This window comes from Pseudomonas sp. MF6394 (assembly GCF_002018845.1).
GTDB lineage: Bacteria > Pseudomonadota > Gammaproteobacteria > Pseudomonadales > Pseudomonadaceae > Aquipseudomonas > Aquipseudomonas lactis.
On record NZ_MVOJ01000042.1, the window covers coordinates 23,773 to 49,912 of the forward strand.

The 26,140-nt window shown below is 57.7% G+C and carries 25 protein-coding genes and 1 pseudogene; 14 read left to right on the forward strand and 12 right to left on the reverse strand.

The genetic code is table 11. From position 1 onward, the window contains the following. Positions 1 to 45 precede the first annotated feature (45 nt). Both MF6394_RS29645 and MF6394_RS29650 read left to right on the forward strand, forming a co-directional pair. Positions 46 to 879 (forward strand): EamA family transporter, encoded by an 834-nt coding sequence (locus MF6394_RS29645; protein WP_069557072.1) that lies wholly within the window; start codon positions 46 to 48, stop codon positions 877 to 879. A gap of 29 nt (positions 880 to 908) precedes the next feature. Next, the gene (locus tag MF6394_RS29650; protein ID WP_003194977.1) at positions 909 to 1,295 is read left to right on the forward strand and encodes an MAPEG family protein; all 387 of its coding nucleotides are present in this window, start codon (positions 909 to 911) and stop codon (positions 1,293 to 1,295) included. 124 nt (positions 1,296 to 1,419) lie between these two features. Here the strand turns inward: MF6394_RS29650 and mltA are convergent, their stop codons facing one another. After that, positions 1,420 to 2,613: a murein transglycosylase A gene (mltA, locus tag MF6394_RS29655; RefSeq protein WP_044271868.1), complete on the reverse strand. Its 1,194-nt coding sequence runs from the start codon at positions 2,611 to 2,613 to the stop codon at positions 1,420 to 1,422. Between the two features lie 129 nt (positions 2,614 to 2,742). Between mltA and MF6394_RS29660 the strand changes: the two genes are divergently transcribed. Then, positions 2,743 to 3,192 (forward strand): c-type cytochrome, encoded by a 450-nt coding sequence (locus tag MF6394_RS29660; protein ID WP_003194972.1) that lies wholly within the window; start codon positions 2,743 to 2,745, stop codon positions 3,190 to 3,192. Positions 3,193 to 3,198: 6 nt separating this feature from the next. Here the strand turns inward: MF6394_RS29660 and MF6394_RS29665 are convergent, their stop codons facing one another. From MF6394_RS29665 to MF6394_RS29685, 5 genes are all read right to left on the reverse strand, one after another. Next, positions 3,199 to 3,594, reverse strand: coding sequence for a DUF1090 domain-containing protein (locus tag MF6394_RS29665; protein WP_044271866.1), 396 nt, complete (start codon positions 3,592 to 3,594; stop codon positions 3,199 to 3,201). A gap of 39 nt (positions 3,595 to 3,633) precedes the next feature. Then, a complete protein-coding gene (gene ligB, locus MF6394_RS29670) occupies positions 3,634 to 5,295 on the reverse strand; it encodes an NAD-dependent DNA ligase LigB (protein WP_078468107.1) in 1,662 nt (553 codons plus the stop codon). Positions 5,296 to 5,394: 99 nt separating this feature from the next. Then, positions 5,395 to 5,745, reverse strand: coding sequence for a DUF1090 family protein (locus MF6394_RS29675; protein WP_047711968.1), 351 nt, complete (start codon positions 5,743 to 5,745; stop codon positions 5,395 to 5,397). A 212-nt stretch (positions 5,746 to 5,957) separates the two neighbouring features. Continuing rightward, positions 5,958 to 7,148: a methionine adenosyltransferase gene (gene metK / locus MF6394_RS29680; RefSeq protein ID WP_069557074.1), complete on the reverse strand. Its 1,191-nt coding sequence runs from the start codon at positions 7,146 to 7,148 to the stop codon at positions 5,958 to 5,960. Between the two features lie 19 nt (positions 7,149 to 7,167). Continuing rightward, positions 7,168 to 8,163, reverse strand: coding sequence for an ArsR/SmtB family transcription factor (locus tag MF6394_RS29685; RefSeq protein WP_003194962.1), 996 nt, complete (start codon positions 8,161 to 8,163; stop codon positions 7,168 to 7,170). 260 nt (positions 8,164 to 8,423) lie between these two features. Here MF6394_RS29685 and tkt point away from each other — a divergent pair, with 260 nt between their 5' ends. The 6 genes from tkt (at position 8,424) to fba (ending at position 14,777) form a co-directional block, all read left to right on the forward strand. Next, entirely contained in the window at positions 8,424 to 10,421 is a 1,998-nt protein-coding gene (tkt, locus tag MF6394_RS29690; RefSeq protein ID WP_034133964.1) for a transketolase, read from the forward strand. Positions 10,422 to 10,590: 169 nt separating this feature from the next. Next, positions 10,591 to 11,646, forward strand: coding sequence for an erythrose-4-phosphate dehydrogenase (gene epd / locus MF6394_RS29695; RefSeq protein WP_078468108.1), 1,056 nt, complete (start codon positions 10,591 to 10,593; stop codon positions 11,644 to 11,646). Positions 11,647 to 11,663: 17 nt separating this feature from the next. Continuing rightward, complete coding sequence (locus tag MF6394_RS29700) at positions 11,664 to 12,827, forward strand: phosphoglycerate kinase (RefSeq protein WP_057710262.1); 1,164 nt, start codon at positions 11,664 to 11,666, stop codon at positions 12,825 to 12,827. A gap of 31 nt (positions 12,828 to 12,858) precedes the next feature. Continuing rightward, complete coding sequence (locus MF6394_RS29705) at positions 12,859 to 13,086, forward strand: hypothetical protein (protein ID WP_003194953.1); 228 nt, start codon at positions 12,859 to 12,861, stop codon at positions 13,084 to 13,086. Between the two features lie 61 nt (positions 13,087 to 13,147). Next, positions 13,148 to 13,480: an MliC family protein gene (locus tag MF6394_RS29710; protein WP_034133963.1), complete on the forward strand. Its 333-nt coding sequence runs from the start codon at positions 13,148 to 13,150 to the stop codon at positions 13,478 to 13,480. 232 nt (positions 13,481 to 13,712) lie between these two features. Continuing rightward, positions 13,713 to 14,777, forward strand: coding sequence for a class II fructose-bisphosphate aldolase (gene fba / locus MF6394_RS29715; RefSeq protein ID WP_003177554.1), 1,065 nt, complete (start codon positions 13,713 to 13,715; stop codon positions 14,775 to 14,777). Between the two features lie 109 nt (positions 14,778 to 14,886). Here the strand turns inward: fba and MF6394_RS29720 are convergent, their stop codons facing one another. From MF6394_RS29720 to MF6394_RS29730, 3 genes are read right to left on the reverse strand one after another with little or no spacing between them, the layout of a single operon-like run. Beyond that, the gene (locus MF6394_RS29720) at positions 14,887 to 16,104 is read right to left on the reverse strand and encodes an MFS transporter (RefSeq protein WP_228391119.1); all 1,218 of its coding nucleotides are present in this window, start codon (positions 16,102 to 16,104) and stop codon (positions 14,887 to 14,889) included. Beyond that, complete coding sequence (locus MF6394_RS29725) at positions 16,091 to 17,689, reverse strand: carbamoyltransferase C-terminal domain-containing protein (protein WP_050516284.1); 1,599 nt, start codon at positions 17,687 to 17,689, stop codon at positions 16,091 to 16,093. The genes MF6394_RS29720 and MF6394_RS29725 overlap by 14 nt, the downstream gene beginning before the upstream one ends. A 13-nt stretch (positions 17,690 to 17,702) precedes the next feature. Continuing rightward, positions 17,703 to 18,779, reverse strand: a complete 1,077-nt coding sequence (locus MF6394_RS29730; RefSeq protein WP_078468109.1) for a SagB family peptide dehydrogenase — start codon at positions 18,777 to 18,779, stop codon at positions 17,703 to 17,705. Between the two features lie 636 nt (positions 18,780 to 19,415). Between MF6394_RS29730 and MF6394_RS34855 the strand changes: the two are divergent. Beyond that, positions 19,416 to 19,562: pseudogene (locus MF6394_RS34855) on the forward strand (fructose-1,6-bisphosphate aldolase); the annotation flags it as partial. A gap of 59 nt (positions 19,563 to 19,621) precedes the next feature. Here the strand turns inward: MF6394_RS34855 and MF6394_RS29735 are convergent. After that, positions 19,622 to 19,915: a hypothetical protein gene (locus MF6394_RS29735; RefSeq protein ID WP_034133962.1), complete on the reverse strand. Its 294-nt coding sequence runs from the start codon at positions 19,913 to 19,915 to the stop codon at positions 19,622 to 19,624. 473 nt (positions 19,916 to 20,388) lie between these two features. Continuing rightward, on the reverse strand, positions 20,389 to 21,054 hold the full coding sequence (locus tag MF6394_RS29740) for a polysaccharide lyase family 7 protein (protein ID WP_047711966.1): 666 nt from the start codon (positions 21,052 to 21,054) through the stop codon (positions 20,389 to 20,391). A 312-nt stretch (positions 21,055 to 21,366) separates the two neighbouring features. Here MF6394_RS29740 and MF6394_RS29745 point away from each other — a divergent pair, with 312 nt between their 5' ends. From MF6394_RS29745 to MF6394_RS29755, 3 genes are read left to right on the forward strand one after another with little or no spacing between them, the layout of a single operon-like run. Next, positions 21,367 to 23,472, forward strand: a complete 2,106-nt coding sequence (locus MF6394_RS29745; protein ID WP_069557080.1) for a putative bifunctional diguanylate cyclase/phosphodiesterase — start codon at positions 21,367 to 21,369, stop codon at positions 23,470 to 23,472. A 42-nt stretch (positions 23,473 to 23,514) separates the two neighbouring features. After that, positions 23,515 to 24,015, forward strand: a complete 501-nt coding sequence (locus MF6394_RS29750) for a M48 metallopeptidase family protein (protein WP_003194942.1) — start codon at positions 23,515 to 23,517, stop codon at positions 24,013 to 24,015. A 17-nt stretch (positions 24,016 to 24,032) separates the two neighbouring features. After that, a complete protein-coding gene (locus tag MF6394_RS29755) occupies positions 24,033 to 24,329 on the forward strand; it encodes a winged helix-turn-helix domain-containing protein (protein ID WP_034133958.1) in 297 nt (98 codons plus the stop codon). A 97-nt stretch (positions 24,330 to 24,426) separates the two neighbouring features. Here the strand turns inward: MF6394_RS29755 and MF6394_RS29760 are convergent, their stop codons facing one another. Continuing rightward, a complete protein-coding gene (locus MF6394_RS29760) occupies positions 24,427 to 24,879 on the reverse strand; it encodes a GNAT family N-acetyltransferase (RefSeq protein ID WP_034133957.1) in 453 nt (150 codons plus the stop codon). Between the two features lie 197 nt (positions 24,880 to 25,076). Here MF6394_RS29760 and MF6394_RS29765 point away from each other — a divergent pair, with 197 nt between their 5' ends. Further along, a complete protein-coding gene (locus MF6394_RS29765; protein ID WP_078468110.1) occupies positions 25,077 to 25,814 on the forward strand; it encodes a substrate-binding periplasmic protein in 738 nt (245 codons plus the stop codon). Positions 25,815 to 26,140 lie beyond the last annotated feature (326 nt).

Here is a 26,140-nt window from a genome sequence, read left to right on the forward strand (position 1 = left end):
TATAAACAGGTGCTGTTACATGACGTATCAATTAAGGAGGTTCTAGTGATAGCGACAGCCCTGGTGCTGGTAGCGGCGCTGTTGCATGCGACGTGGAATACCTTGATCAAGTTCAGTGGCGAGCGCCTTTTGGTCATCGCCTGCATGGACAGTGTGGCGCTGCTGTTCGTGGTAGTGGCGGTGGGGTTCGTGTCCTTGCCGCCGTTGGACATCTGGCCGTGGATCGCGGCCTCGGCGCTGTTTGAATTGCTCTATCGCTATTTGTTGATCCAGGCCTATCGGGTGGGGGACCTGGGCCTGGTATATCCGTTGATGCGCGGTTTGTCGCCGTTGGTGGTGCTGGTGCTGACGCTGGTGTTTGCTGGCGAAGTGCTGAGCACCCAGCAGATTCTGGGGATCCTGCTGATCCCGTTCGGCATGGTATGCCTGTTGTGGCAGGGCGGCGGCGGTGACCGGTTGCCCTGGTCGATGCTGCCGGTGGTGTTGCTGATTGGCCTGTGCATCGGCTGCTACACCTTTCTGGACGGGCAGGCGCTGCGGCGCTGGTCGCACCCGTTGGATTACCTGGTGTGGCTGACGCTGATCAGCGCCTGGCCGTTTCCGTTGCTGGCCCTGGTGCGCAAGCGTGCAGCCTTCAGCCTGTTCTGGCGCACCCAGTGGCGGTTGGGCTTGAGCGTGGGGCTGTGCGTGTTGTTGAGCTACGCTTTGGTACTTTGGGCCATGCAGTTGGGCTCGATTGCCGAAGCCGCCGCGCTGCGCGAAGTCAGTGTGATTCTGGTGGTGCTGTTCGGCATGCGTTACTTGAAAGAACCTTTTGGCCGTCCACGGCTCATAGCCTGTGGGTTGGTGTTGATTGGCATGTTGGTGATGAAACTCTAACCGTCGGATAAAACTAAAAGGAATCGGTGATGACAGTCGCTTTATGGTGTGTGTTGATCGCAATTTTTCTGCCGTACATTTGCACCGGTGTGGCCAAGTTCAGTACAGGCAAGTTCGGGCCACGGGATAACCACGACCCGCGTGCCTTCCTCGATAGCCTGGAAGGCGTCGCCAAGCGTGCGCATAGCGCGCAACTCAACAGTTTCGAAGTGACCCCTGCGTTTGCCGCCGCAGTGATCGTTGCGCACCTGGCCGGCAACGCCGACCTGGTGACGATCAACGTGCTGGCAGTACTGTTTATCACCAGCCGCCTGCTGTACATCATCTGCTACCTGGCGGACTGGGCGATCTTGCGTTCGCTGGTGTGGGCCGTGGGTATGGCGTTGATTGCGAGTTTCTTCTTCGTTTCGATGTAAGGGGTGCTGTAGGAGCGAGCTTGCTCGCGAAGAACGCCAACGATAACGCGTGCTTACTGAGTAAGCGCGGCGCCTGTGAGTTTTTCGCGAGCAAGCTCGCTCCTACAAAAAGCCCCAGCGGTTGTCAGGTGCCGGCAGGCGCATCCGGCACCTGTGGCAACGCCGCGCCTTTGGGCCACAGCATCCAGATCTGCCCTTGCTGTTTCATATTCCCCGCCAACTCGCCTGCTGCATTGCCTGTGCCCCAGAACAAATCTGCGCGCACTTCGCCGGTGATTGCGCCGCCGGTGTCCTGGGCTGCGACCGGGCGTGCCAGTGGCGTGCCGTCTGGTTTGGTGGTCGACAACCACAACAGGCTGCCCAGCGGAATCACCTTGCGATCCACCGCCACACTGTAGCCGGCGGTCAATGGCACGTTCAGCGAACCACGCGGGCCTTCGTTGCTGTCGGGGCGGGCGCTGAAGAATACGTAGCTGGGGTTGCTCGCCAGCAGTTCTGGAATGCGCTGCGGGTGGGCCTTGGCCCAGGCGCTGATGGCGCCCATGGTCACGTCTTCTTTTTTCAGCTCGCCTTGTTCCACAAGCCAGCGGCCGATAGGGCGGTACGGGTAGCCGTTCTGGTCGCCGTAACCCACACGCAGTTGGCGCCCGCCGGCCAGTTGGATACGCCCCGAGCCCTGGATCTGCAGGAATTGCAGGTCCATCGGGTCGGTCAGCCAGGCGATCGGCTTGGCGGTGGAGCCTTGGCTGTTGAGGGTGCTGGCATCGTCATAAGGCTTGAGCACGCGACCTTCCAGGCGCCCGCGCAGGCGCTTGCCCTTGAGTTCCGGGTAGATGCTCTCGAGGTTGACGATGATCAGGTCGTCCGGCACGCCGTATACCGGCACGTGGGCGGTGGCGGTCTTGGTCAGGCTGCCGGGGTAGACCGGCTCGTAATAGCCCGTGATCAAGCCGTTTGGCGTGTTGTCTGCCGAGCGCAGGCCGAAGACATCCAGATGTTCCTTGAGAAAACTACGAACCGCCACGGCATCGCCCGGTACGCTGGCCGCGGCCGCGCAGGTCGCGCCCCAGATCGGGTCGGCCTTGAGGCGCTGGCAGGCGCTGCGCCAGGATTCAAACCCGGCGAGCAAGTCGCTGTCGGAAACGCTCGGCAGGGCTTCCCACGGTGCGCTCACATAGGTGGCAACGGCGTGAGGTTTGGTTGGCTCCTGGGCAGCTTGTTTGCCGGTGTCTTTACCGCCATCGCAGCCGGCCAGTAGCGCGAACATCGGCAGAGCCCACGCCAGGCGCCGGCTCCAGGGTTTGAAGGTGACATTCATGTAGGTAGTTCCTGAAACGATTGCCCGTGCTTCACTGCATCCGGGCAACCCTTATTATTAATAGGGCTATTGGTCTTTGTGGGCGGTGCGAGGATACTGGCCGCCGTTTCCCGTGACCTTGAAGCCATGATGATGTTAAAAAAATTGACTGTTGTATTGCTGGCCTGCCTGGCGGTGTCTGCCTGTGGCGGTGTTGATCCCAATTCCCCGCTGGGCCAGCGCAAGGCGATCTTCAAGCAGATGCTCAAGACCGGTGAAGACCTGGGTGGCATGCTGCGCGGGCGTATCCCATTCGATGGCGCCAAGTTCGCCGAGGGTGCGGTCAAGCTGGATGCGTTGTCCCATGAGCCGTGGAAACATTTCCCGAGCGTGCGCGAAGAAGATCACACCAGTGCCAAGGATGACGTGTGGCAAAAACAGGCGCAGTTCCAGCAACTGGCCCGCGACCTTGAGGCGGCCACCGGTGAATTGGTGATCGCCAGCCAGGTGCAGCCTTATAAAGCCAGCAACCTTCAACCTGCGGTGCAAAAAGTTGAAGATGCCTGCAGCGCCTGCCATAAGCAATTCCGCGATCATTGATCGGTTTTACTGGTCGAGTTCTTCCACCGCGTCTTGCAGCTCTTTACGCGATTCGGCCAGCTTCTCCTTACGCTTGTTGATCTTGTCCGGGTCACCTTTCTTCATGGCCTTGTCGAGGTCGGCCTGACGGCGGCTGACCTCATGCTTGGCGTCGAGCACCTTGTTTTCACGCTCTTTTTTCAAGCTGGCATCGGTGCAGTGAGCGGTGACTTCGGCCAGGGCTTTTTCCAGGCCGGCCTGTTGGGCGCTGTTGCCGTGGGCCTTGGCCTGTTCGATCTGGCTGCTGATGGCCTGGCGCTTGGCGGCGCAGCCGGTGAGCGGTTGCGCGTCTTCGGCGGCCAACAGTGGCGTGCTCATGAAGCCTGCGAGGGTCAGCAAGGCAAAGGGGGCGAGAAATTTCATATAAAGCTCCAAGTTCGCAATCAGGTGGCCGGGTGGTGTTCAAAACCCATCTACCCCGGCTGCGCGTAATGTTTCAGCCATGGCTTGTACCTGCGGGTCGCGAAAAAAAGCGCTGAGTTGCGCTGCGCGTCCCGGGCCAATGCCATCTGAGGCCAGCCAGGCTTGGGTGTCTTTGGCGACCAGCGTCTGCCAGTTGCCTTCCAGGTTGTTGCGCGCCGCTGGCGGTATGCCCAAGGCGCAGAGCCATTGTAAAAAAGGGCGTTGCCGGGCGCTTTGAATACTGTCGAGCACCCGCGCACGGGTACGCTCGCCTAAGCCCTCAATGGTAGCAAGCTCGGCCGCATCCAGGGTTAACCAATCGAGAAAGCCTGCGATTAGACCCGCCTGGATCAATACGTTCCAGGTTTCACGGCCCATATGGGGCAAGGCCAGGCCGTGTTTGCCGCTCAACCAGGTGAGGCGGGCGAGCAGTTGATCTTCGCAACCGGGGTCCAGTTGCCAGCAGCTCAAGGCGTGGAAGTCTTGAGGGTCGGGGACCTGCACGTCCACGCGTGTCTTGTTGCGCAGGATGACTTCGTCCAGCCGCGGTATCACCTGGCCCGCCAGGCTGATCGACACGTGATCGCCTGGGCGGATATCCAGGGCTTGCCAGCGCTTGAGCGAGCTGACGCTAACCCGGCTGATCTGCCGATCATCCAGCCGTACGGGCTCCAGTTCGAGGATTGGGGTAATGCGCCCGGTGCGCCCCACCCTGAACTGCACCTTGCGCACCAGCGCCAGTGCCTTGATGGCCGGGTACTTCCAGGCAACCGACCAGTAAGGCGCAGTGGCTTGCCAGCGCTCGGCGGGCGCTCGCGCAGCCTGGTGCAGCACCACGCCATCGCTGGCGAAGGGCAATGGCGCGTTGTACCAATGGGTACGCCAATGCGCGGCTTCGCTGATGGTGCTGACGGGCTGGCTGTACTGTTGACTGTCGGTGAACCCCCAGCGCGCCAGGGTGGCCAGGCGTTCGGTGAAGTCCGCCGGGCCGTCGGGCCACGCCCAGACGAACAGGCCGATCCCTGCCGCCTCGGCATCGTTCAACTGGCGACGGTTCATCAGGCCCGCCACTTTGCTGCGGGCATTGAGCCCGCCCTTGAGCGATTGCACATGGTGGTCGAGGCGCCAATAGAGTTCGCCTTGCAGCACCACATCAACGGCGTCGGGCAGTTGCTGGACAATGCCGGGGATCTTGGCGGCGGAGGTTGACCAGTCGTGACCCAGCAGGCCGTCGCCCCGACTGATGAGCTGGTGCAAGCGGCCATGGCGATACACCAGGGTCACCGCAACGCCATCCACCTTGGGTTGCACCCAGACATCCTGTCGAGTGGTGAGCCAGTCACTGACGGCCGGCTCGCTCGGCAGCTTTTGCAAACCCGTGTGCGCGACCGGATGACGTAAGGTGCCGCGCGCCCTGGCCAGTGGGTTATCAGCCTTGGGTGTCTGCTGGCGGGCGCATTCCTGCCAATGCGCCAGGCGTGTGCGGGCCTGGTCGTAGAGCTCGTCGCTGATCAGGGATTGGCCCTGTCGATGGTAGCTGTCGTCCCACTGCTGGATTTGCCTGGACAAGGTTTCCAACTGTGAGTGAACGTCATCGGGGCAGGTTTCGGCCCAGGCCCAGGCTGGCAGGGCGCTTATGAGAACAGCCAGTAAGACTTGCATCAGGAGCATCCTTGCTCGAAAAAGGATGCCCAGCCTAAGTGATCCACGCGCCCACAAAAAAGCCCCGACCGAGCGGGGCTTTTTACCGGGTATTTCTGTTTACTTGAACAGGCCGCCCAAGGCCTTCACAGCGTCGTTGTTTTCAGCCTTGGCCTGCTGCTTTTGCTGCTTGGCGTCGACTTTTGCCTGGCTGTCGGCGAGTTTGTTGCAAGCTTTGTTGACCTGCTCCAGCGCAGTCTCATACGCCCGCACTTTCAACAGATCGTTCTTGGCATTGGCCGCGTCGATCTTGGCTTGCAGGTCTTTGGGTTGCTGCTGGCAGTCGCCGGCATTGCCGCCACCGAGCTGGGCACTCAGGGCGCCGCTCAGTGCGTTCAGGTCAGCGGCCTGGGCTGGCAGGGTGAACAGGCTGAGCAGAAGGGCGGCAGGGGCGAGTGTGCAAATGCGCATGAAAACCTCAATGTTCGATTGCCTGCGCGCTTATCCATCCCGGGCGGGCGCAGTGCAATATCCAAGTAAGGTGAAGGGCCCGGGAGGGCGCGGATTCTAGTGGGCCATCATTTGGCCTGCAAGCCTTGGATCCAAAAAAGCCCGAAGTGGCCCTGCAGACAACAAAAAGCCCCGGCAGGCAGGCCTGGCGGGGCTTTATTTACCGCGAACGATTACAGGCCGGCGGCGGTACGCAGGTCGTTGGCGCGGTCGGTTTTTTCCCAGGTGAAGGTGCTGAAGGTGTCATCGCCCACAGTCTTCTGCGCAGGGGTACGGCCGAAGTGGCCGTAGGCTGCGGTTTCCTGGTACATCGGGTGCAGCAGGTCGAGCATGGTGGTGATTGCGTAAGGGCGCAGGTCGAAGATCTCGCGCACCAGCTTGACGATTTTCTCGTCGCTGATCTTGCCAGTGCCGAAGGTATTCAGCGAGATCGACGTAGGCTGGGCCACGCCAATGGCGTAGGACACCTGGATTTCGCAGCGCTCGGCCAGGCCGGCAGCGACGATGTTCTTGGCCACATAACGGCCGGCGTAAGCGGCAGAGCGGTCAACCTTGGAAGGGTCCTTGCCGGAGAACGCACCGCCGCCGTGACGAGCCATGCCGCCGTAGCTGTCGACGATGATTTTGCGGCCGGTCAGGCCACAGTCGCCCACCGGGCCACCGATGATGAACTGGCCAGTCGGGTTGATGTGGAACTGGGTGTCCTTGGTCAGCAACTCGGCAGGCAGCACGTGCTTGACGATCAGCTCCATCACGCCTTCGCGCAGGTCGGCGTAGGACACGTCCGGATTGTGCTGGGTCGACAGTACGACAGCGTCGATACCCACGACTTTGCCGCCTTCGTAACGGCAGGTCACCTGGGACTTGGCATCCGGGCGCAGCCATGGCAGTACGCCGGATTTGCGCGCCTCGGCCTGGCGTTGTACCAGCTGGTGCGAGAAGGTGATCGGCGCGGGCATCAGCACGTCGGTTTCGTTGCTGGCGTAGCCGAACATCAGGCCCTGATCGCCCGCGCCCTGGTCTTCTGGCTTGGCGCGGTCAACACCCTGGTTGATGTCCGGGGATTGCTTGCCGATGATGTTCATCACGCCGCAGGTCGCGCCGTCAAAGCCCACGTCGGAGCTGTTGTAGCCAATGTCGGTGATCACGTCACGTACGATCTGCTCCAGGTCAACCCAGGCAGTGGTGGTGACTTCGCCGGCGATGATCGCCACGCCCGTTTTCACCAGCGTCTCGCACGCCACACGGGCGAACTTGTCTTCAGCGATGATAGCGTCCAGCACCGCGTCAGAAATCTGGTCGGCGATTTTGTCCGGATGCCCTTCAGACACGGACTCGGAGGTGAAAAGGGAGTATTCGCTCATCTCGATGTTTTCCTGATATTTACCGATGGTGAGTGTCGCCAGCCGGTCGCTGAAAATGGCGGACCTGAATCTGGAAACCATTACGTAAACCTACATAGAGGCTTTCCCCGGGAACGAGTCCCGCAGCGGTGGCCCAACGGGCCAGATCGTCCTGTTCAAAACCCAGCCAGAGATCACCGCAGGCCTCCTTGGCCCAATTCTGGTTGTGGCTGCATAAATCCGTAACCAGCAGGCTACCGCCGGGGTGCAGCAACCCGGCCATTTGCTTGAGGGCTTCTGCCGGTGCGGCGAAATGGTGCAAGACCATGTTCAGCACCACGCAATCGGCCCGCAGGCCGGTGTCACTCAGGGCGTCGGCCAACTGCAGGCGCACATTGCCCAGGGCTTCGCGCTCACAGAGTTGGCGTGCCAGTTCAAGCATTGCCGGGCTGTTATCCAGCGCCGTGACCTGCTCGAAGCGGCGCGCCAGTTCGGGCAGGAAACCGCCGTCGCCAGGGCCGACTTCCAAGGCTGTGGCTTCTTCACTGAAGCTCAGCTTGTCCAACAGCGCCAGTACGCTTTCGCGGTACTGGGCCAAGCCGGCGATCAGGTCCTGTTGGGCGCGAAACTTGTCGGCCACCCGTGAGAAAAAATCCTGGCTGGCGGCGGCGCGTTGCCCGTGCACCTGGCCGATGCGCGACTGCACATCACCGGGCAGGCACAAGTTGTCCACTTCGTCGAGCAGGGCAGCGTGCAATTTGCCGCCAAGCAGTTCGGTATGGGGCAGGGCACGTCGGTAGAAAATCGCATTGCCTTCGCGACGGGTGGCCACCAGGTCGGCCTGGGCCAGCACCTTCAAATGGTGGCTCATGCCGGACTGGCCGATGGCGAAGATCTGCGCCAGCTCCAGTACCCCGAAAGAATCGTTGGCCAGTGCGCGCAATACGTTCAAGCGCAACGGATCGCCAGCGGCCTTGCACAAGGCAGCCAGTTCATCGCCGTCGTCAGGACGCAGGGAGGGCACGGGTAGGTTCATAAGGCCAGCAGTCTAGTGACGGGTGCGCATCCCCGCAAGATCAATATCAAAAAGTTTTGATATTGATCGATAAGTGGCGGTTATAAGCCATCGCTATAACCTTTAGACGAACCGGTTAAAGGTTTCTGCAAGGGATTGGTGCCCAAAGCACAGGAAAAACGCCCCCAAGTGACTATCTGTCATTGCCCGCAGGCGGTGGCTGAGGGAAAATGCCGGTCCTTTTTTCCGTTTCTTTATAAGCAAACTCCAGGAGATCAGCGATGCCCAGCCGTCGTGAGCGTGCCAACGCCATTCGTGCCCTCAGCATGGATGCCGTGCAAAAAGCCAACAGCGGCCATCCCGGTGCCCCGATGGGCATGGCGGATATCGCCGAGGTACTTTGGCGTGACTACCTGAAACACAACCCGAGCAACCCCTCGTTCGCCGACCGTGACCGCTTCGTGCTGTCCAACGGTCATGGCTCGATGCTGATTTATTCGCTGCTGCACCTGACTGGCTACGACGTCACCATCGACGACCTCAAGAGCTTCCGTCAACTGCACAGCCGCACCCCGGGCCACCCGGAATTCGGCTACACCCCAGGCGTTGAGACCACCACCGGCCCCCTGGGCCAAGGCCTGGCCAATGCCGTTGGTTTCGCCCTGGCGGAAAAAGTCCTGGGCGCGCAGTTCAACCGCCCTGGCCACGACATCGTTGACCACCACACCTACGTATTCCTGGGTGATGGCTGCATGATGGAAGGCATTTCCCACGAAGTCGCTTCCCTGGCCGGCACCCTGGGCCTGGGCAAGCTGATTGCCTTCTACGATGACAACGGCATCTCCATCGACGGCGAAGTCGAAGGCTGGTTCACCGACGACACGCCTAAGCGTTTCGAAGCCTACAACTGGCAGGTGATCCGCAACGTTGACGGCCACGATCCGGAAGAGATCAAGACCGCCATCGACACCGCTCGCAAGAGCGCGCAGCCAACCCTGATCTGCTGCAAGACCACCATCGGTTTTGGCTCGCCGAACAAGCAAGGTAAAGAAGACTGCCACGGCGCCCCACTGGGTGACGCGGAAATCGCCCTGACCCGCGAAGCGCTGAAGTGGAACCACGGCCCGTTTGAAATCCCGGCCGACATCTATGCCGAATGGGATGCCAAGGAAAAAGGCCTGGCCGCCGAAGCCGAGTGGGACCAGCGTTTCTCGGCCTACTCCGCCGAATTCCCGGAATTGGCCAACGAACTGGTACGCCGCCTGGCCGGTGACCTGCCTGCCGACTTCTCGGAAAAAGCCTCGGCCTACATCGCTGAAGTCGCGGCCAAGGGCGAGACCATCGCCAGCCGTAAAGCCAGCCAGAACACCCTGAACGCCTTTGGCCCGTTGCTGCCTGAGTTCCTCGGCGGTTCGGCTGACCTGGCCGGTTCCAACCTGACCCTGTGGAAAGGTTGCAAAGGTGTCTCGGCCGAAGACGCCAGCGGCAACTACATGTACTACGGCGTGCGCGAGTTCGGCATGAGCGCCATCATGAACGGCGTTTCCTTGCACGGCGGCCTGGTGCCTTACGGCGCGACCTTCCTGATGTTCATGGAATACGCTCGTAACGCCGTACGTATGGCCGCGCTGATGAAGAAGCGCGTGATCCACGTCTACACCCACGACTCCATCGGCCTGGGCGAAGACGGCCCGACGCACCAGCCGGTCGAGCAACTGACCAGCCTGCGCACCACGCCGAACCTCGATTGCTGGCGCCCAGCCGACGCGGTGGAATCCGCCGTGGCCTGGAAGCACGCCATCGAGCGCAAGGACGGCCCTTCGGCGCTGATCTTCTCGCGTCAGAACCTGCAACACCAGGTGCGTACCGACGCGCAGATCGCCGACATCAGCCGTGGCGGTTACGTGCTCAAGGACTGCATCGGCGAGCCGGAGCTGATCCTGATCTCCACCGGTTCCGAAGTGGGCCTGACCGTTCAGGCGTACGACAAGCTGACCGCCCAAGGCCGCAACGTACGTGTTGTGTCCATGCCCTGCACCAGCGTGTTCGAAGCCCAGGACGCCGGCTACAAGCAATCGGTATTGCCGTTGCAGGTCAGCGCGCGTATCGCCATCGAAGCGGCCCACGCCGACTACTGGTACAAGTACGTGGGCCTGGAAGGCCGCGTGATCGGCATGACCACCTACGGTGAGTCGGCGCCGGCGCCAGCCTTGTTCGAAGAGTTCGGTTTCACCTTGGAAAACATCCTGGGTCAGGCTGAAGAGCTGCTGGAAGACTAAGGCGCTAACGCGGTGGCCCACTGGCCACCGCCTCTACTGTAGGAGCGAGCTTGCTCGCGAAGATCGTTAACGATAACGCAGCGTTTCTGGTTTAACGCGGCGCTCTCAGGTTCTTCGCGAGCAAGCTCGCTCCTACAGTGGTTTGTGTCGCCCACAATGCGAGAACCCCATGCCTCAACCGCGTCCCTACAAAGTTGCACTCAACGGCTACGGCCGCATTGGTCGTTGCGTCTTGCGTGCTCTGTTCGAGCGAGGGGCGGCGGCCGGGTTTGAAATTGTCGCGATCAATGATTTGGCCGACATGGCCAGCATCGAATACCTGACACGCTTTGACTCCACCCACGGCCGCTTCCCGGGCGAAGTGCGGGTTGAAGGCGATTGTCTGCATATCAATGGCAACTGCGTACAAGTGTTGCGCAGTGCCACCCCCGAAGGCATCGACTGGAAAGCACTGGGCGTCGACCTGGTGCTGGAATGCTCCGGTGTCTATCACACCCGTGCCGATGGCCAGCGTTTTCTCGACGCCGGCGCACCGCGTGTGCTGTTTTCCCAGCCGATGGCCAGCGAGGCGGATGTCGACGCCACCATCGTCTACGGCATCAACCAGGATTGCCTGACCGGCGATGAGCGGCTGGTGTCCAACGCGTCGTGTACCACCAACTGCAGCGTGCCGTTGTTGCGCCTGCTGGACCAGGCGATCGGCCTGGACTACGTGTCGATCACCACGATTCACTCGGCGATGAACGACCAGCCGGTGATCGACGCCTACCACCACGAAGACCTGCGCCGCACGCGTTCGGCATTCCAGTCAGTGATTCCGGTGTCCACCGGCCTGGCGCGGGGCATCGAGCGACTGCTGCCGGAACTTGCCGGGCGAATCCAGGCCAAAGCCGTACGGGTGCCGACGGTGAACGTGTCTTGCCTGGATATCACCATGCAAACCGTGAGCGACACTGACGCGGCCGAGGTCAACCGGATCCTGCGCGACGCCGCTACCAGCGGCCCGCTCAAAGGCCTGTTGGCCTACACCGAGTTGCCCCACGCCAGTTGCGATTTCAACCATGACCCGCATTCGGCGATTGTCGATGCCAGCCAGACCCGCGTTTCCGGCCCCAGGCTTGTGAACATCCTGGCCTGGTTCGACAACGAATGGGGCTTTGCCAACCGCATGCTGGATGTTGCCGAACACTATCTGCACATCGCTTCTAAACAACCTCAACAGTAATTCAGGAACTGCGACCCATGACCGTGTTGAAGATGACCGACCTCGATCTGCAAGGTAAGCGCGTACTGATTCGCGAAGACCTCAACGTCCCCGTCAAGGACGGTGTTGTCACCAGCGATGCGCGAATCCTGGCCTCGCTGCCGACCATCAAGCTGGCCCTGGAAAAAGGCGCGGCCGTGATGGTCTGCTCCCACCTGGGTCGCCCGACCGAAGGTGAGTTCTCTGCCGAAAACAGCCTCAAGCCGGTCGCCGAGTACCTGAGCAAGGCCCTGGGCCGCGACGTGCCATTGGTCGCAGACTACCTGGGCGGCGTGGACGTGAAAGCGGGCGATATCGTGCTGTTCGAAAACGTGCGCTTCAATAAGGGCGAGAAAAAGAACAGCGACGAACTGGCCCAGCAATACGCCGCCCTGTGCGATGTGTTTGTGATGGACGCGTTCGGCACCGCCCACCGCGCCGAAGGTTCGACCCACGGCGTGGCCAAGTTCGCCAAGGTCGCCGCGGCTGGCCCGTTGTTGGCTGCCGAGCTGGATGCACTGGGCAAGGCCCTGGGTGCTCCGGCCCAACCAATGGCCGCTATCGTTGCTGGCTCCAAGGTGTCCACCAAGCTGGACGTACTCAACAGCCTGAGCCAGATCTGCAACCAACTGATCGTCGGCGGCGGCATTGCCAACACCTTCCTGGCCGCTGCTGGCCACCCGGTGGGCAAGTCCCTGTACGAGCCAGACCTGCTCGACACCGCCCGCGCCATCGCCGCCAAGGTCAGCGTGCCGCTGCCGGTAGACGTGGTGGTTGCCAAGGAATTCGCGGACAGCGCCGCCGCTACCGTCAAGCTCATCGCTGACGTGGCCGACGACGACATGATCCTGGACATCGGCCCGCAAACCGCGGCCAACTTCGCCGAGCTGCTCAAGGCATCCCAGACTATCCTGTGGAATGGCCCGGTGGGCGTGTTCGAGTTCGACCAATTCGGCAACGGCACCAAGGTGCTGGCTAAAGCGATCGCTGAAAGCTCGGCGTTCTCCATTGCTGGCGGCGGCGATACCTTGGCGGCTATCGATAAATATGGTGTGGCTGATCAGATCTCCTACATTTCTACCGGTGGTGGCGCTTTCCTCGAGTTCGTCGAGGGCAAGGTGTTGCCAGCCGTGGAAGTGCTGGAAACCCGAGCCAAAGGTTAAGGCTCGCGTGATCAGGAAAAGGAGCGTTCCCATGATCAAGTCGTTGGCACTGGTGATCGCAGCGGGCCTGTTGGCTGGCTGCGGCAGCACACCCAGCGCGGCGCCCGAGGCGGATAACGCGAAGGCACCGTTGAGAAAAAGCTGTTACCAGGCTGACTGGCAAGCCGAGACCATGCCGGTGATCAACAAGCGCATCGGCAACGAACGGCTGGAGAAATACGACTCCGCGCCCAACGGTCAGGAACAGGGTTGCCCATGACGGGTCTGATCCACTAACCGACAGCAACGGCGGCCCATAGGCCGCCCTGCGAGGATTGGCAATGAAAGGCGTTTTCGCCCTGGCAGCCCTGGCCCTGTTGGCCGGCTGCAGCAGCATGAACCTGTTCGACAAGGCAGAGCCAGCCGACAAATGGACCACCTGGACCTGCGACAGCAAGGCCGAGGTGAACTGGCGCTTTGCCAACCCGGCCCGTTCCGAAGTGGATGTACGCCTCGGCGGTTCGGACCAGGTTTACCGGCTCAAGCAAGAAGTAGCCGCCTCGGGCGTGCTGTACAGCGACGGCCAGTTGGCGTTTCACACCAAAGGTGAGGAAGGCCTGGTTTACTGGGTGGCGACGGATGATTTGATTGGGCGCGGCTGTAAGGCCCAATAGGATTTTGGATTTGATGAGAAGCAAATGTGGGAGCGGGCTTGCTCGCGAATGCGGTGGGTAAGCTGACGAATCCGGTGACTGATACACCGCTTTCGCGAGCAAGCCCGCTCCCACATTGATCCGGCTCCAATCTCACAGAGGTTGTGCGCCGAGCACTGCAATAACTTGAATAGCAGCCGCCGCTACGGCAGGCTTGCACGATTAACGACCCTCGACCGGGAGAGACAACACAATGGCACTTATCAGCATGCGTCAAATGCTGGACCACGCAGCCGAGTTCGGCTACGGCGTCCCAGCCTTTAACGTCAACAACCTTGAGCAGATGCGCGCCATCATGGAAGCCGCTGACAAGACCGACTCCCCTGTGATCGTCCAGGCTTCGGCCGGTGCGCGCAAATACGCCGGCGCCCCGTTCCTGCGTCACCTGATCCTCGCCGCGATCGAAGAATTCCCACACATCCCGGTGTGCATGCACCAGGACCACGGCACCAGCCCTGACGTGTGCCAGCGCTCGATCCAACTGGGCTTCAGCTCGGTAATGATGGACGGTTCCCTCGGCGAAGACGGCAAAACCCCAACCGACTACGAGTACAACGTACGCGTGACCCAACAAACCGTGGCCATGGCCCACGCCTGCGGCGTATCGGTTGAAGGCGAGCTGGGCTGCCTGGGTTCGCTGGAAACCGGCATGGCCGGCGAAGAAGACGGCATCGGCGCCGAAGGCGTGCTGGATCACAGCCAGATGCTGACCGACCCGGAAGAAGCCGCCGACTTCGTCAAGAAAACCCAGGTCGACGCCCTGGCCATCGCCATCGGCACCAGCCACGGCGCCTACAAGTTCACCAAGCCACCTACTGGCGACGTGCTGGCCATCGACCGCATCAAGGAAATCCACAAGCGCATCCCCAACACCCACCTGGTGATGCACGGTTCTTCCTCGGTACCGCAAGAGTGGCTGGCGATCATCAACCAGTACGGCGGCGACATCAAAGAAACCTACGGCGTACCGGTTGAAGAAATCGTCGAAGGCATCAAGTACGGCGTGCGCAAGGTCAACATCGACACCGACCTGCGCCTGGCGTCCACCGGTGCGATGCGTCGCCTGATGGCCACCAACCCGAGCGAGTTCGACCCGCGTAAATTCTTCGGCGCCACTGTGACGGCGATGCGTGATGTGTGTATCGCACGGTATGAAGCGTTTGGTACTGCGGGTAATGCTTCGAAGATCAAGCCGATCTCGTTGGAGGCGATGTACCAGCGGTATTTGAAAGGTGAGTTGAACGCTAAGGTGAACTGAGTCTCAAGCGTTTAACTAAAGAAGCCCGCAGTGATGCGGGCTTTTTTGTGGACTTGAATTGGCAACTTTAAGTGTTAGGAGAGTCACCGGGCCATCGTTCGATGCTGCACTAACTGACAGGTGTGCGTGCTTGTTTTTTGTACAGATATAAATAGACCGCAATTGACACTGATGCAGTTAAAAAAGCCATGCATGCGGCCGCAACGAAAGGTGCTGAGCGACCTGCCGCGATTATTAATATTGTCCCTAATGAAGGCCCAATTATAATACAGAGCATTTGGACGCTTCTGAAAGACATGGACACTCTTCCAATATTGTCAGGAGGGCATAACTGTTGAAGGATTATGTTTGAGGAAATGATTAAAAGCTCATAGCTGAAACCATTCACAAACCAAACCAGCGGATAGAGATAGGCTCTTCCAGGTACTTGAAAAAATACTAAAATTGCCGTCAGGATTAATGCTGTAGAGAAAATAACTAATGCATGTGATCGAAGTAGAATCTCATCGATATTGCTCAGCTTTAACTTCATCAGCAGAGCGGCACATATCGCGCCTGCGGCTGTCGCGGAAACGATCACTGAAAAACTGACTGGAGGTAAAGCTTCGTAGGCTAGAAAGGACGCCAAATGTGGGTCGTAAATTCCTAACGCAAGCGATGTCAGTAGGGAGTACAAAAAGCCTATGCGGAGTTGAAAGGGCAGGGCATTGAATATAGAAAACCCTCTAGTTATGTCACGATAGAGTGGAAGGATTTTCGTAGAGGAGTCATTCATTTGCGTTCGGAATGCCCGGCAAATAGACTTTAGGAATGGAATGGTTAATAAAACGGCGGCAGCAGATAAAAAGAATAAATCCTTGGGTGGCAATACTACCGCTAACGCACCTGCAAGTAATGGGGCGAGAATTTTTGAAGATTGATCAAATACACTGACGTGACTGAAAAAAGATTTACGCTCTTCGGCAAGTATCAGTTTTCGAACCGCGATGGTCATCGAAGGAAAGTAGAATAAGTTTGATACGCCTTTGAATAAAACGAAAAACAAAAAACTCTGAAGGTCTGGAGACACTGCTAGCGCTACAGTAGATAGTGTGCGCAGCAAGGCACCTAATAATAGTGTTTTCCTGACGTCATGTCGATCTATCAGTGTTCCAATGATAGGGCCAAGAAACAACATTGGTGCACCCAGACAAAAAGCCAAGAATGCTATCGATGAAGGAGAGGCATGCCATATATAAACGGGAACCGTGAAGATCAAAAAAATATCAAGCCATAATGAGAGGCTGGATAGCGCTTGCACATAAATAAGCTTGCTAGACGTTTTCATCATGCCGATCTGAATTGAGAAAAAATTTGTCTTCAAATACGAAGCCGTCGAGTTGATGTTCGCTGGCAAATCGACAAAGGTCGCTCAACCTATTAATAAAACCGCGACCGTTAAAATTCAGGGAAGTGTTACAAAGTACACCGACTCCTGAAATGTCACGATAGGCACTCAGTAATTGATACATACGAGGATTTTGCGATTTATTGACTGATTGAGGACGCGCTGAGTTATCAACGTGCGTGACCGCCGGAATTTTAGATGAAATTACTTTACGAAACTCTAGCATGAAGGGGGAGGGAGTAGACGGGTGGAAGTATTCACCCATACATTCTTCTAAACATATCGGCGCAATAGGTCGAAACCCTTCGCGCTGCTTGATTTTATTCAATCTAATGAGATTTTCTCTAGGGTAGGGCGCCGCCAATATTGAGCGATTCCCTAGGGCTCTAGGCCCCATTTCATATCTACCCTGCACCCAACCTAATATGGAACCGTCATGAAGCAATTGTGCAACACGCCGTATATCATAGGGTTCACTAATGAAGGTGCCTGTATTATCTGTGTCAATCTGTGATGGCTCACCTGCATAGGGCGACCAAGTTATCTTGGCAAGTCCTTTGGTGTGCAATAATGCATCAATCGCGGTTCCAATTGCAGATCCACTGTCGTTTGTGCACGGAGGAATAAATACATCAGGGAATAGTTGTGTCTCTTTCCATTTGGTATTCCAGTCACAATTTAATCCACAGCCACCCACAATTAATAAAGGTGCGTCATCAAAAACTAGCGGCTGAACAAAGTCGCGAAACAGATTGAAAATTGCGTTTGAAAATTGGTGTGCAAGCGATGCGAGTCGAGGGTTTTCAATTCCAATATTGTAATATTTGCTTTTACGAAATTGGCGCTTGTGAAGCTTTCTAAAATTCGTGTTCTCGTCGAGTAGCGTCGCTATTATGTGTCTGGCGTCCTCATCGATCTCACCGTTTTCGCCATAAGCGGCGAGCGCCATGAGTTTTCCGGCATCACTTAAACGAATTTGCCCCGCCCCAAGATTAAAAGTGGGATCTGCGAGCGCGTATAGAAAAGCAAATCTGTCCCCAGGGTTTTCAAGTGCACTACCTAATTTAGAAATATTTACGTTTTCATCGATTCGATAGAATGCGCCAAAATAACCCTCCCAAAGTAATGCGTAGCAAGGTTGTCCTTGTGGGAACGGCGAAAGCCCATATCCGCATAAAAGATGTGAGCGTTCATGGGAGGATGAGAAATAAGTAACGTCGCGACCAAATATTGATCGTTTTTGGTTAAGAATCTGCGTTAATCCAGAATAACCTGCACCAATGGTGTCACTTTCTGAACTCTGTCCTCTACTCCAACCACTCTGAGCTACTATGTCCACGGGTTTGTTGAACATGTGAAAAATTTTCAAAAGTACGTCAGGTGTCACGCTTGAAAAGCGAAGACCGTTATCCTTTTCTGCTTCTACAGAAAACTCCAAGTGGTTACCGATAATTAGAGCTACCGCTCCGTCATGTCCATCTTTAAGGCCAAGGATTACACTGTCATCATTTTCAAAATTGACCATAGTCAGCACCTCATCAGACTCCGTCTAGTAGTTTCCTAACTTCGGTGGTGTACGAACTACCCGTGCCATGCCCTGCACCCACCAAAAAGATGACTTGCTCCGAGGGAAGGTTTACCTTTAAGAGTTCATTTATCTCTTTGTCATGAAAGTAACCGGTCAACCAAGGATGTAAGCCAAGCGCGGTGATTAATAAATTTGCAGTTTGTGATAGATGTCCGACGTCCAGCAGCATTGGACGATAGGCACGAGAGTGAGGGTATTTCCACCAAAGCTTGTCAAAACGAGAGGTGAAAAAAATTGCGAATGCCAAGTTGTTTGCCCAGTGCTGGCCGCATAAATAAGTAGATATTACTTCAGGCGGAAGGTCGCGTACTTTCTCCAGCGTGTGCTGTTCACTTATATAATGATAAATGCCGGGTGCAAGATCCTCGACATTCCGTACCCATACATAGCCCTCCGTCGCCTGTAAGCCTCCCGCCGAAGGTGACGTCCTTCTGAATCCGAACTTTTGAGCGCCAGTCGGAGCGTCGTAATCGACCTCTTTTTTATCTGCTAAAGTTCCATAAAGTATGGTTGCTAGTGACAATACTGGTACTGAAGTGTCAAAAAAATCTCGACAAGTATGACGCGCCAAAAGGGTTTCCCATAGACTCGCTTCTTTAATGACTGAAATGTTTGGAGGTGGCAGTAGTGTTTTTTCGCCTCCTTTTATTAAAGAAATATCTGGTTCATTCTTATGGATTGACTTGCAGAAATTCAAGTAGCTTTTAGCGTATTCAATGTACATTTCAGGCTTGTCAGGGGCTGGCGAATTCGGATGAGATGTCCCAATGTGGAATATTTTTGATAACACGTCCCAACCCCATTCATCGGTTGGTTTCACGTCATGAAGGACCCCGGATGTGTCTATGGATATGTCATCGTCTGTGTCTGATACGAAATCGCCTGCAGAAAAACTCACTAACCGCTCAAACTCCCCAGCACTTATCTGGTATTGAGCGTGGTTTCTATAGTCCCACAAGTAAGCCTCACCATCTTTAAGTACAAGAAATATGTCGTTTGAGAGCCATTTTTTCTTCGCAGTACACATAGCCGCCTAAGCACCTATTAGGTTTGGTGAAATTCATTTAGCGAGATTCATTTTTATGAACTGCCTGGGCCGAAGCCCAGGCGGTAAATGATTATTTAATTTCTAGTTTTCTACTGTCAGCAGAAGCTTCAATAATTCGATCCTTACAGTTTGGAACGAATGCGTAGTGGGGTACAGTCACCGTTTTAATTGAGAAGTGAGGGGTCTGGTACGCGTCGTTTGATTGATTGTTGAGCGTCGGTTCTATAGTTACTCGTTTCATAATATAGTTCCTCAGGGTTGTTGCCTTCGCAGATGTGCGATGCAATTAAACCGTATGAGCGCCTATTGAGATTGTCAATTTTGTTTTCTTGAGCGGTATTGTTCTCAGTCGAATTTTTGTGTATTTGTCCATGAGGTTATCGGATCGTTCTGATTGGTATTTCCTACATTTCGCTTCCCCGTTGATTTCTAAAAGCACTAATTTGTATACGAGGCCGTAATATCCTGTTGCATAAAAGCCGAAGGTTTCGTAGCCGTTGTGGGCACATGTTTTTCTTCGCGGGTGCTCAGCGCTATAAGCGTTTAGTCGAGGACGCTAGGCGCGGCGTATAGAGTGCTTACGTTGATACTGACCCGCATCTGTGATTTTCCCTTGCAACCGAGAGCTCCATGCGTGATTGCTCTATCACGGGTTATGGAGCGTTCGGTACGGGGGGCAATTCTTTGTAGATCAAGCCGATCTCGTTGGAAGCGATGTATCAGCGGTATTTGAAAGGTGAGTTGAACGCTAAGGTGAGCTGAGCCTCAAGTGTTAATAAAAAGCCCGCAGCGATGCGGGCTTTTTTATGGACACCATTTAATCAACTTGCAGATGAAGCGCCGAAACCACGGTGTTCAATGACTCGAAACACATCACTCACATCCTGCACGAGGATGCGTGCGGTATTAGCTACGTTGTTCAGGTCGCGCTCGGCGAAGTCCGGCAGGCTGGAGCAGGCCATCAGGTTCAGGTGTTCCAGAGCCGCGTTGAGACGTTCGCGCAGGCAGGCGTGGAGGTCGAGCAGTGGGGCTTCGCTGTCGATCAACAGCACGGGGTAGTCGGTGGCGGTTTCGGTGCAAGGAGTGAAGCGACGGGGTGGTAGCTGTTGGGTCATGGTGAATCCTTAACTCGAGAGAAGAATGACCACCGTTTGCTGCGAAACAAATTGGGTGGCAGCTGTACGCGGGTTCGCAGACCGAGGAGTTAAGACCCGGCAGACCCGAAGGTCTCCCACGCACAGCCGCCATAACAAAGACGACCTTCGGCAAGAGTACCGGGGTTGTTTTTGACGGGTGCGGTTTTAACTCTGTAGGGCTGCGAAACCCTATCGCCGATCAATGCCGGCGACGGGGCGAACTATAAGCGGCGATGTGGCTTGTCGCAACGGTGCTGTAGGACCCACACCGCACCTTGAGCTGACGCACAATCAATGTGGGAGCCGGGCTTGCCCGCGATGGCGGTGTGTCAGGCGCCGAGGAGAGTGGCTGATGCGCCGTCATCGCGGGCAAGCCCGGCTCCCACAGGGGGCTGCGGTGTGTTTAAGGCTTTGGATTTATCTGGGAAAAATCCTGTGTCTCACGGGACGATTCACTCATGATCAATATCCAACTTCGCAAACGTCACCCGCGCACCCTCATTGGTGTCGCCCGAATTGTCCTGCACGTACACCCCCGCCTTGAAGTACAACGGCTTGTCGCCCCAGGCCGCGCCGATCCGTTCATTCCACTCGCTGTCGGCGGCATACACGCTGAGCAACCCGGCTTTGTTGAGGTTGATCACATAGGTGAAGCTCTTCTCCAGCGGCACGTTGGAGGCGACGATGATCACCCGGCTTTCGGCCTCGTCCGGGCGCATGCGCACTTTGGCGACGATGTTGCCGGTCTGGGTTTTTTCCTTGAACTGGTACTCCAGCTTGATCAGCGGCTTCTGGCTGTCGTAGGCGTGGATCTGGCCGATCACAATTTTGCCGGAGGAGGGCACCTGGTTGACCGTGAGGGTGGCGCGCAGGAAGTTGTCGGCCTCGGGGTAGGTCCAATTGCGCAGGCGGCCGTCGGCGTAGGTTTCGCGCAGTTCGCTGCGTGGGTAGATGGCGTTTTCGGTGCGCGAGCCCGTCACGGGTGTCCAGAACTGCACGTCGCTGCCTTCGGCCTGGAAGTATTGATCGTTGAAGCCGCTCAGCAGCCTTGGCGTTTCAATGGTTGTGGGTGGGGAGCCGACCGGAATGCTCAGGTTCCAGGTGGAAAGGTCGATCATGGTGTTGGCCTTTTTACAGAGGGTGTAGGCATTGGCCCAAAGGGCCTTCCAGGTTCTTTATAGGCGGTGCTGGTGAGATTGTTAAACAATTGCTGGCAATTTATTGGCGTCAGAGGAATGCCAAAAAGCCATGTTGCCCGTGAACCGCGGGCTACAGGGCCTTACCGTTAGTCGGCTTCCTGGCCTTTGGCACAATGATGGCCCCTACGTCACTTCTGCTTTTTTAGAACCACGGCTAGAGTGAGCCCTCAGTGTTTATCCGGCCTTTGTAACAAAAGTGACCGGTGTAGCTCCCTAAGGAAGAGACGTAGCATGGATGGCGCTCCACAACACGACGATGCAATTTCGGTTCTGTTGGTGGTCGATGACTACCCGGAAAACCTCGTCAGCATGCGTGCGCTGTTGCAGCGTGACGATTGGCGTGTGATCACCGCCGCGTCTGGCCTGGAGGCCCTGGAGTTACTGCTGGCCCACGACGTCGACCTGGTGTTGCTGGACGTGCGCATGCCGGGCATGGACGGCTTCGAGGTGGCACGCCTGATGCGGGGCAGCCAGCGCACGCGTATGACGCCGATTATCTTTCTGACCGCCACCGCCCATTCGCCCGATGCGGTGCTTGAAGGCTATGCCAGCGGGGCGATCGACTACCTGTTCAAGCCCTTCGACCCGCATATCCTCAAGCCCAAGGTGCAGGCGTTGCTGGAGCACCAGCGCAATCGCCGTGCCTTGCAGCGCCTGAGCCATGACCTGGAGTTGGCCCGCGCCTTTAATGCCTCGGTGCTGGATAACGCCGCCGAGGGTATTTTGGTGGTGAGCGAAACCAGCGTGATCGAGTACGCCAACCCGGCCATTTCGCGGCTGTTGAATGCGACGATGGCTGAGTTGCAGGGCGAGAGTTTCCTCAGTTTCCTGCAAAAGCCCCATGTGCCAGCCTGGTTGGGTTTCCCCATGTACGAGGCGTATCGCCGGGGCGAGACGTGGCGCCAGCACGATGCCATTTTGCGCACCGGTCGGGGTCAGCAGGTGCCGGTGGCGTTGTCCTGTGCGCCCTTGCCTGCCGAGCAGAAGGCGATGGTGGTGACGGTGCTGGACATGTCTGAGGTGCGTCACCTGCACCAGCAACTGGAATTTCAGGCCGTGACCGACCCGCTGACCGGACTGTTGAACCGGCGCGGTTTCCATCAGGCGATGGAGAACACCTTGCTGCGCAGCGAACGTAGCGAGCAGGCGCTGGTATTGCTGTACCTGGACCTGGATGGCTTCAAGCGGGTCAACGATACGCTGGGCCATGACGCCGGGGATCGCGTGTTGCGTTGGGTCTCGGAGCAAATGCAGGCGTGCCTGCGTTCCTACGACATTCTGGGGCGCATGGGCGGGGATGAATTCACCGCGTTGCTGGAGCTGGAGTTTCCCGAGCAGGCCGCGAAGATCGCGGAAAAGCTCATCGAACGGGTGTCTGTGTGCCAGCAGGTCGATGGGTTGGAGGTGATGCTGGGGGTCAGTATCGGCATCGCGACCTTCCCGGATTGCGGCTCGGACTTGGGCGGCCTGCTGCGGGCCGCGGATATTGCCATGTACGAAGCCAAGCGCGCCGGCCGTCAGCAGTATCGGTACTACGACCAGGAAATGAACGGCCGCGCCCGCTCGCGGCTGATGCTGGAAGACAGTGTGCGTACCGCCATTGCCAACAAGGATTTCACCTTGGTGTACCAGCCCCAAGTCTCCCTGGAAGACGGGCGTTTGCGCGGCGTCGAGGCGCTGTTGCGCTGGCAGCATCCCAGCGTCGGTGATGTGCCGCCGGGCCTGTTCTTGCCGCTGCTGGAAGAGGCGCGGTTGATCAACCAGTTGAGTGCCTGGATCTACCAGCAGGTCGCCGCCCAGCGCCAGGCCTGGCAAGCCACCTTCGACCCCGACCTGGTGTTGAGCGTGAGCCTGAGCAGCAGCCAGTTCAACATGCCCAACCTCGCCAACCAACTGCAGCAGATGCTGGAGCGGCATGGGTTAGAGGGGCGGCAACTGGAGGTGGAAATCGGCGAGGACTGCTTGATGAGTAATCTTGCCGAGTCTACCAAGCAACTCCAGTTACTGCGCCGGATCGGGGTGCGGATTGCCCTGGACGACTTTGGCTGCGGCCAGTGCTCCCTGGCCCATTTGCGCGACCTCAAGTTCGATACCCTCAAGCTTGACCCTCAATTGGTGGCGCGCCTGCCTGGCTCGGCGCGGGATGCGGCGATGGCGCGCAGCATCATCCAACTGTGTGAGCATTTTGGTGTGCTGGTGATCGCCGAAGGCGTGGAGACCCTTGAGCAAACACAATGGCTAAAGGCCAATGGCTGCGCGTATATCCAGGGGCCGTGGGCGGCGCTGCCGTTGATGGCCGAAGACGTTGCCGGCTGGTCGTACCCTCGCGCGCTTTGAATTCGCTACACTGGCGCCCGTCCCAATTGCGTTGCCGAGCCCATGACCGCGTTGAAATACCTCCAGGCCTACCCCGCCGCGCTCCAGGAGCAAGTGCGCCAACTGATCGCCAAGGACCAGTTGGGTGCCTATCTGGAACAGCGTTACCCCGAGCGCCATGCGGTGCAGAGCGACAAGGCCCTGTATGCGTACGCCCTGGCCTTGAAGCAGGAGCACCTGCGTAACGCGCCGTCTATCGACAAAGTGCTGTTCGACAACCGGCTGGACCTGACCCATCGTGCCTTGGGTTTGCACACCACGATTTCCCGAGTGCAGGGCGGTAATCTCAAGTCCAAGAAAGAGATCCGCATCGCTTCGCTGTTCAAGGAGGCGGCCCCGGAGTTTCTGCGCATGATCGTGGTACATGAACTGGCTCACTTCAAGGAGTCGGACCACAACAAGGCGTTCTATAAACTCTGCCAATACATGATGCCGGGCTACCATCAGGTGGAATTCGACCTGCGCGTGTACCTCACCTGGCGCGATTTGCAGGGCAAGCCCTAACCCCAAGGCGACTGACCATGGATGTGAGCAAGACCAAAAGCAGCTTCTACCGCCGCCTGTACGTGGCGTACTTGATCGACAGCCAGCTGGCCAGCAGCGTCCCGGCGCTGACCGAGGCCACCGGCATGCCTAGGCGTACCGCCCAGGATACGATTGCGGCGTTGGCCGACCTGGATATTGTGTGTGAGTTCGAGCAGGAGGATGGTGCGCGTAACCATGCCGGGCACTATCGGATTCGGAATTGGGGGGCGATTGACCGCAGGTGGATCGAGGCTAATCTGGCGTCGATCAAGCAGGTGTTGGGCTACCCCTGAGTTCAGCGGTGGCAGGGCTGACGCTATCGCGGGCAAGCCCGGCTCCCACAGTTGAATGCGTTCCAATGTGGGAGCTGGCTTGCCTGCGATGGCGCCCTCAGATGCGCCGCATGCCGATATGGGGAATATCGTCCTCCAGGTATTCCTCACCCGCCACTACAAACCCATACCGCCCGTAGTACTCCTGCAAATGCGCCTGAGCTGAGAGAAAGATCGGTGTCTCGGGCCAGATTTCTTCAATCTGCTTGAGGGCCTCTTCCATCATCGTGTGCCCCAACCCGGTGCCGCGTGCCGATGGCGCAACGATCACCCGGCCAATCACCACATCGCCGCCCTGGGACTCCGGGTCCAGCAGGCGTAGGTAAGCCACCAGTTCATTGTCGTTCCAGGCCATCAGGTGATGGGTGTCCCCCGCCAGGTCCTGCCCATCGATGTCCTGATACGCGCATTTCTGCTCGACGACGAATACCTCGCTGCGCAAACGCAGGACGGCATATAGCTGGTCCTTGCCCAGGTCGTCGTGATGTTTGCAAACCCAATCAACCGTCATGATGTGTGCTCTTATAAAGACGTGCCTGGATAGTAAGCGTGACGGGCGCCGCTGTCTAAAATTGGCAAATGTGTGAATGGCGTCAATTTGCCATCATTCAGTGCGTGCGCCGCTGGCTGCTTTGTGTAATCTGCAATGCAAGCTTATTGATGAGCTACTGTTATCAGGCCACCGCCTGCCCGCCAAGGACTTTGAGCATGCCGCGATTGACTCGTGCCGTTGCTTTGATCGCAGTGCTGTTGCTGGCCCAGCCGGTGCTGGCCCAGCGTCTGCGTCTGGTGGCGGATGGCTGGCCGCCGTTCACCGATGCCACCTTGATCAATGGCGGCCTGGCCACCGATATCGTCAGCACGGCCCTGGCCCGTGCGGGGTACGCCAGTGATTTTGAACAGGTGCCTTGGGCCCGTGCGCTCAAGGGCGTGGGGGATGGGCGCTACGATGTGCTGATCAACGCCTGGTACGACGAGGCCCGCACGCAGTTTGGCCAGTTTTCTGCTGAGTACCTGCTTAACCGTGTGCGCTTTCTCAAGCGCAGCGACGATGACATTGGTTATCAGAGCCTGGCCGAACTGCGCGACGAGACCATCGCCGTGGTGCGCGGTTACGCTTACTCGGCACCGTTCGATCAAGACACCCAGCTACAGAAAGTACCCGTGCACAACTTTGCCATGGCGGTGCGCATGCTCGCGGCGCGGCGGGTGCGGTTGACGCTGGAAGATGAATACGTGGCGCGTTATTACCTGGCTCGGGAGTCGCCGCGGGTGCGCAATACCGTGGCGTTTGTGGGCAAGCCTTTGAGCGAGAACAGCCTGCATATTCTGGTCAGTTTGAAGAACCCCGAGCATGCGCAGATTGTCGCGGGTTTTGATCGGGAGATTGCCAGGATGAAGGCTGATGGCAGTTATGCGCGGTTGATGAAGGCGCATGGGATGTAGCGTGCGGGCCTCATCGCGGCATAGTTATCTACACAACGTTGGTGCGACGCTGACCCTGTGGCGAGGGAGCTTGCTCCCGTGACGGCCGGATAGCCGACGCGGCTCTAACTGACGCACCGCGATCTAATTGTGGGAGCTGGCTTGCCTGCGAAGACGGCCTGACAGCCGACGCCTATTTACTTGACGCCCCACGACCCAACTGTGGGAGATTCTATGGTTGAGGGGCAACCCTCAACCAACCTTTGGCTGATATTCGCTTTGCCCTTTCAGTAGAGCGAACACCACTCGAGCAAGCTTGCGAGCCAATATTACCAACGCTTGAGTGG

Excerpts from the sequence above, each read along its gene's own strand:
- MF6394_RS29740 (WP_047711966.1), bottom strand. The coding sequence starts at position 21,054 with ATGATCGACCTTTCCACCTGGAACCTGAGCATTCCGGTCGGCTCCCCA.
- MF6394_RS29735 (WP_034133962.1), bottom strand. The coding sequence starts at position 19,915 with ATGACCCAACAGCTACCACCCCGTCGCTTCACTCCTTGCACCGAAACC.
- MF6394_RS29685 (WP_003194962.1), bottom strand. The coding sequence starts at position 8,163 with ATGAACCTACCCGTGCCCTCCCTGCGTCCTGACGACGGCGATGAACTG.
- tkt (WP_034133964.1), top strand. The coding sequence starts at position 8,424 with ATGCCCAGCCGTCGTGAGCGTGCCAACGCCATTCGTGCCCTCAGCATG.
- fba (WP_003177554.1), top strand. The coding sequence starts at position 13,713 with ATGGCACTTATCAGCATGCGTCAAATGCTGGACCACGCAGCCGAGTTC.
- MF6394_RS29765 (WP_078468110.1), top strand. The coding sequence starts at position 25,077 with ATGCCGCGATTGACTCGTGCCGTTGCTTTGATCGCAGTGCTGTTGCTG.
- MF6394_RS29665 (WP_044271866.1), bottom strand. The coding sequence starts at position 3,594 with ATGAAATTTCTCGCCCCCTTTGCCTTGCTGACCCTCGCAGGCTTCATG.
- MF6394_RS29675 (WP_047711968.1), bottom strand. The coding sequence starts at position 5,745 with ATGCGCATTTGCACACTCGCCCCTGCCGCCCTTCTGCTCAGCCTGTTC.
- MF6394_RS29750 (WP_003194942.1), top strand. The coding sequence starts at position 23,515 with ATGACCGCGTTGAAATACCTCCAGGCCTACCCCGCCGCGCTCCAGGAG.
- MF6394_RS29660 (WP_003194972.1), top strand. The coding sequence starts at position 2,743 with ATGATGTTAAAAAAATTGACTGTTGTATTGCTGGCCTGCCTGGCGGTG.
- MF6394_RS29730 (WP_078468109.1), bottom strand. The coding sequence starts at position 18,779 with ATGTGTACTGCGAAGAAAAAATGGCTCTCAAACGACATATTTCTTGTA.
- ligB (WP_078468107.1), bottom strand. The coding sequence starts at position 5,295 with ATGCAAGTCTTACTGGCTGTTCTCATAAGCGCCCTGCCAGCCTGGGCC.
- MF6394_RS29755 (WP_034133958.1), top strand. The coding sequence starts at position 24,033 with ATGGATGTGAGCAAGACCAAAAGCAGCTTCTACCGCCGCCTGTACGTG.
- MF6394_RS29745 (WP_069557080.1), top strand. The coding sequence starts at position 21,367 with ATGGATGGCGCTCCACAACACGACGATGCAATTTCGGTTCTGTTGGTG.
- mltA (WP_044271868.1), bottom strand. The coding sequence starts at position 2,613 with ATGAATGTCACCTTCAAACCCTGGAGCCGGCGCCTGGCGTGGGCTCTG.
- MF6394_RS29705 (WP_003194953.1), top strand. The coding sequence starts at position 12,859 with ATGATCAAGTCGTTGGCACTGGTGATCGCAGCGGGCCTGTTGGCTGGC.
- epd (WP_078468108.1), top strand. The coding sequence starts at position 10,591 with ATGCCTCAACCGCGTCCCTACAAAGTTGCACTCAACGGCTACGGCCGC.
- MF6394_RS29725 (WP_050516284.1), bottom strand. The coding sequence starts at position 17,689 with ATGGTCAATTTTGAAAATGATGACAGTGTAATCCTTGGCCTTAAAGAT.
- MF6394_RS29760 (WP_034133957.1), bottom strand. The coding sequence starts at position 24,879 with ATGACGGTTGATTGGGTTTGCAAACATCACGACGACCTGGGCAAGGAC.
- MF6394_RS29650 (WP_003194977.1), top strand. The coding sequence starts at position 909 with ATGACAGTCGCTTTATGGTGTGTGTTGATCGCAATTTTTCTGCCGTAC.
- metK (WP_069557074.1), bottom strand. The coding sequence starts at position 7,148 with ATGAGCGAATACTCCCTTTTCACCTCCGAGTCCGTGTCTGAAGGGCAT.
- MF6394_RS29720 (WP_228391119.1), bottom strand. The coding sequence starts at position 16,104 with ATGAAAACGTCTAGCAAGCTTATTTATGTGCAAGCGCTATCCAGCCTC.
- MF6394_RS29710 (WP_034133963.1), top strand. The coding sequence starts at position 13,148 with ATGAAAGGCGTTTTCGCCCTGGCAGCCCTGGCCCTGTTGGCCGGCTGC.
- MF6394_RS29700 (WP_057710262.1), top strand. The coding sequence starts at position 11,664 with ATGACCGTGTTGAAGATGACCGACCTCGATCTGCAAGGTAAGCGCGTA.